The organism is Rodentibacter trehalosifermentans (assembly GCF_002000545.1).
Classification (GTDB): Bacteria; Pseudomonadota; Gammaproteobacteria; order Enterobacterales; family Pasteurellaceae; genus Rodentibacter; species Rodentibacter trehalosifermentans.
Genome location: NZ_MLHL01000020.1, coordinates 1 through 4,167 on the forward strand (window position 1 = coordinate 1; position 4,167 = coordinate 4,167).

General features: G+C 37.0%; 5 protein-coding genes. 1 reads left to right on the top strand and 4 read right to left on the bottom strand.

Translation table 11 applies throughout. The features are described from left to right. Positions 1-193, bottom strand: a 193-nt coding sequence (locus tag BKK52_RS13760) for a hypothetical protein (RefSeq protein ID WP_208606145.1), incomplete at its 3' end; no start/stop codon positions are given. A gap of 44 nt (positions 194-237) precedes the next feature. Continuing rightward, entirely contained in the window at positions 238-528 is a 291-nt protein-coding gene (locus tag BKK52_RS04615; protein ID WP_077473630.1) for a hypothetical protein, read from the bottom strand. Positions 529-711: 183 nt separating this feature from the next. Between BKK52_RS04615 and BKK52_RS04620 the strand changes: the two genes are divergently transcribed. Then, complete coding sequence (locus BKK52_RS04620; protein ID WP_077473629.1) at positions 712-2,115, top strand: MobA/MobL family protein; 1,404 nt, start codon at positions 712-714, stop codon at positions 2,113-2,115. 436 nt (positions 2,116-2,551) lie between these two features. Here BKK52_RS04620 and BKK52_RS04625 read toward each other — a convergent pair whose 3' ends face one another. Further along, positions 2,552-2,782 carry a hypothetical protein gene (locus tag BKK52_RS04625; RefSeq protein WP_143531385.1) on the bottom strand — a complete coding sequence of 77 codons (231 nt, stop codon included), beginning with the start codon at positions 2,780-2,782 and terminating at the stop codon, positions 2,552-2,554. A gap of 15 nt (positions 2,783-2,797) precedes the next feature. Then, entirely contained in the window at positions 2,798-3,772 is a 975-nt protein-coding gene (locus BKK52_RS04630) for a replication initiation protein (RefSeq protein ID WP_077473632.1), read from the bottom strand. Between the last annotated feature and the right edge of the window lie 395 nt (positions 3,773-4,167).

Below are 4,167 nucleotides of genomic sequence, written 5' to 3' on the forward strand. Positions count from 1 at the left end.
CTTTAAACTTTCTTTTAAATGCTTTGAGTGGGTGTCTTTTATCGTACTCATCAATCCTTTTTTGCATTCTTTCGTTTGCTTTGTGATCGGCAAATTTTGAATAAGATTTTTCCATCTCATCTAACATTCTATCAATCAGTTTTTTATGTTGCCATTTCAGGTAAACATAAACACTTATAGCAATAAAAGACAATATCAATACATTGTAAAAAATGATTGTTACTATTTCACTCACAGTTATTTTTTACCTTTTGTAATTTCTTCATTGATAAATGCTCTCAACTCATCAAATTTATTGTCATCATTGATGAATTTTCGTAGCTGTTCAGCCGATACTAAAGGAAATTCTCCACGTTCAACAAAAGAATGTAAAGCGTAAGCACCTAACAAAACTTTGTAATGCGTGGCTTTTTTACGCTTTTCTGCTTGTTCTTTTGACTTGATCGCACGAATTTTCGCTTTGATTTCGTCTTGTTTACGTTGTAAATCTGCTTGTTGCTGTTCTAGCTTTTCGATTTTGCTTGCCATTGATAGCCCCTTGTTTGTTGGTTTTATATTTCCCTTATTTTATTTAGTCAGTGCTAGGCTTGCAAGCGTTCTATTCATTACGTTAAAATAACGTAATGCTCACTTCCTAGTTTCTATGCTAAAGCATAAGAAACTACCGTTCGCAAGCGTTCCGCTTGACCATATTCACAAGCTAAAATAAAAATGGCGATATATCACTTAAACGTTAGACGAGTTAGCAAAGCTAAAGGACAATCAGCATTGGCGAAAAGCAACTACATCAACCGAGATGATAAGTACTCATCTCGATTTGATGATTTAAAATTTTCACAAAGCGGGAATATGCCAATGTTTGCCCAAAATAACCCTAGTTTATTCTGGGAAAGTGCTGACATTTACGAACGTTCAAATGCTCGGGTTTGTACTGAAATTGAATTTGCATTGCCAAGAGAACTAAACCTAGAGCAACAGCAAATTCTGGTGAACGAGTTCATAAAACAAACCATAGACAACGATAAGCACAAGTTACCGTATTCATTCGCTATTCATAACGATCCTGAAAATAATAACCCTCATTGCCATCTAATCTTTTCAGAACGTCATCAAGACGGCATAGATCGCACACCTGAACAGTTTTTTAAGCGTGCTAACAGTAAGGCATTAGAGCTAGGCGGAGCGATGAAATCAAAGCACGCTAACGCAAGGGAGTTTGTGCAAGATGTTCGGACAACGTGGCGAAAACTGGCAAATCAGCACCTAGAAAAGCACGGCATAGATAGCCGAATAGACGAACGAACCCTTAAAGCTCAAGGGATTGAACGAGATCCCACCACACACATTCACTGGCGAGAATTTAAGAATTTAGAACAAATTCAGCGTCAATCCGATGAAATTGGGCAAAAAATTGCCCAAAACGTGCAAGATCTTGCCCAAGAAAGACGTTATATCGAACTCAGAGAGCAGGGAGAGGGCATTTTTTCAGCTAAATTTGCTAGTGCATTAAAAGAACCCTCTAAAAATCCTCTAAATCACACACAGAGCGATTTTTCTGAAAAAGGCAAAGGAATGCAAAGGGAAAGAGAAAAAACGCCTGTAAATCGCAAAGAGAGCGTTTCTCAAGCTGATTTTGATATGTTTATCTATAAAACTATCAAAAATGCAGAACGTCCTAAGTTTGAACACGAAAGAAAAATCGAAGAATGGGAAAAATCGCTCAAACAGCTCAAATCAACGTATGCGGACTACAAAGGCGATTTAGAGCGTTTAGAAAGCGAGAAGTGGGGAATGCTAGGGTTATATCAGTCTAAGGAGCAAAAAGCCGAAATAGAGCGAATTAAGGGGGTTATGAGCGATTTATCAGAGCGATTTGACCGAACAAAAGACTATATAGCCAAAGAACAGGAAAAAATCGAGCAAATCAACAAGCAAAATAAACCGCTTTTCGAGCGTAAAGCTCAAATTATGCGAGATAATCCGAATTTAATTGAAAAATCAATGGCACAGCTACACCAAGAGCAGTTCAAACGAAATACAGAAAAATGGGAACGAGAGCAGAAAAATAAACAAAAAGACCGCTCATTAAGCCGTGATGATGGGTTAAGTTTGTAGCTAACGCCCTACGCCTTTGGCTTCGGTTGTTCAACCCTTGCCAAACGTGCAAGCAAGTTGCACGCCTGACAAGGGTTCTTGAATTATTTCTGTACAACCCATATAATTTAAAAGCCCACAGAGCGGGAACTCTGTGAGCTTTAAGGTTATGATCTGCTACATTCCAATGGTTGCAGTACTGCCCTTGAGCAGTAGGCATAGCAGAATTACGATTAGAAACATAATTAAACGTTTCATTTTTCGCTCCTTGTTGATGTTAATCACAAGGTTCTGCGAGCAGCCCCACTAGCAGCCACTGGTGGGACTGCCAGCAGACCCACCTAGCTCAAGGTCTGATTTCTCAACCCCCGAACATTCTTTGATTATACCGCTTTTTTCTCTATTTTCACTAACTTACAATTATCAATCTTGTATCAACAACCGAAGGGCGTTAGCTTTACTTTTTATATCGCTCTAAGATAGGAATGTCCTCATATTTGCTATTTATACTCATTATTTCTTCTGAAAGAGTTTTGAAATCAATATCATCAGGAGAACTGTCATAAATAAAATTATGAATTTCTCCTAGTCTTAATTCATCATCAGAAAATGGAGCTTGTGGATCAATTCTTAATGTTAATGTTGCTTGAGCTTCAGCAACTAAATGAATTAAGCTATCTTTTTGCATTAAAGTACACATAATCTAGTTATCCCTTATTTTTACTAATTCACACTCAACGATTTTGTAACCACGCTTTTTCAGTTCATCTGAAAAGGTTTTCTTTGAACCCAGTTTTGATTTGTTACTTTCGTTACTGGCAAGAAAAATCCAATAAAACAGCAAATCTTCATTCGGCACATCTTCGAGTTTTTTGTAAAAATCTTCTAAGATTTTTAGACTGTCTTTTACCCATTCTCCGTACTCGTGATTACTCATTCGTGGATCTTGTCGATTTAATGTTACAAACTTCCCGTACTTATTTTTATGCGGAAATGCCGGGCGTTTTTTTACTGGTTTTTCGTGTGTGATATTAAATTCAACACCAATAATTTTACGACCTCGCTTGATAGGTTCATACCCTACAAAGAGATCTGATTTTTCGTTAATTTCAGACAAAGCTGGAATTAAAACCCACTGATTAAGGTTGTTATAGCGATCATATTTATCTTCAAGCTGTAACCACTTTTTCAATTCTTCCACTGAAATATAACGTTCACCCAATCGCTTATACTGCGTAAATAACTCATACAAGCGAATAGCGTGAACACTGGAAAAGCCAGAGATATGATTTAACTGATATTGCGTAAATTGCCCTTTTAACTGCGTTAAATAAGGCATAATTTCATTGGTTAGGGCTATTTTAAATCGCCCCTCTTTCTTGAAATACGTTTGAGACGACACCCATCTAAATTTAGTAACGTGCCTTTCATCTTCCGTTTTTACCCAACGTTCAGAAATACGCTCAATCGCTGATTTTATTTGTGTGTACGCCCTATCTGCGTTCACATCAGGGAATTGATTTACAAATTCAGACACCGAAAACTCAAACACTTGCTGATCGCTTTTCGGGTTCATTGTTCCAATCGTTAAAGCTAACAATCTCATTTCGTCCAATGTCAGACGGTAACTCGCCTCGATTAGACTATTTGCCTTTACCACCGTTAAATCATTTGCCATATCACACCTAGAGTTGAAAAATTAAACACATAATAAACTAGGTTTAAAATTCTTTCTAGTCGTAAACGACAAATTTCTAGTCTTTAAACGACAAATTTCTAGTCTTTAAACGACAAATTTCTAGTCGTAAACGACAAATTTCTAGTCTTTAAAATCTCGCAACCCTTGCAAATAAAGGCTCTAGCCTATCCGAAAACAAGATAAAAATATAAAATATAAAAAAATAGAGCCTTTCGGCTCTTTTGGGCTTTCAGCCCTAATTTTTTCTTTTTTTCAGGATTTAAAATTACAAAACCCTTACAGAGCAAGTAAACTTGTTTGCTTGTTCTGCAAGGGTTCAGCAACCGTAGCCGTCAGGCGTAGGGCGGTAGCCTATAAAAGCCATTTAATTTTAT

Bases quoted from the DNA above. Each gene is read 5' to 3' on its own strand.
- BKK52_RS04620 (WP_077473629.1), top strand. From the start codon at position 712: ATGGCGATATATCACTTAAACGTTAGACGAGTTAGCAAAGCTAAAGGA.
- BKK52_RS04630 (WP_077473632.1), bottom strand. From the start codon at position 3,772: ATGGCAAATGATTTAACGGTGGTAAAGGCAAATAGTCTAATCGAGGCG.
- BKK52_RS04625 (WP_143531385.1), bottom strand. From the start codon at position 2,782: ATGCAAAAAGATAGCTTAATTCATTTAGTTGCTGAAGCTCAAGCAACA.
- BKK52_RS04615 (WP_077473630.1), bottom strand. From the start codon at position 528: ATGGCAAGCAAAATCGAAAAGCTAGAACAGCAACAAGCAGATTTACAA.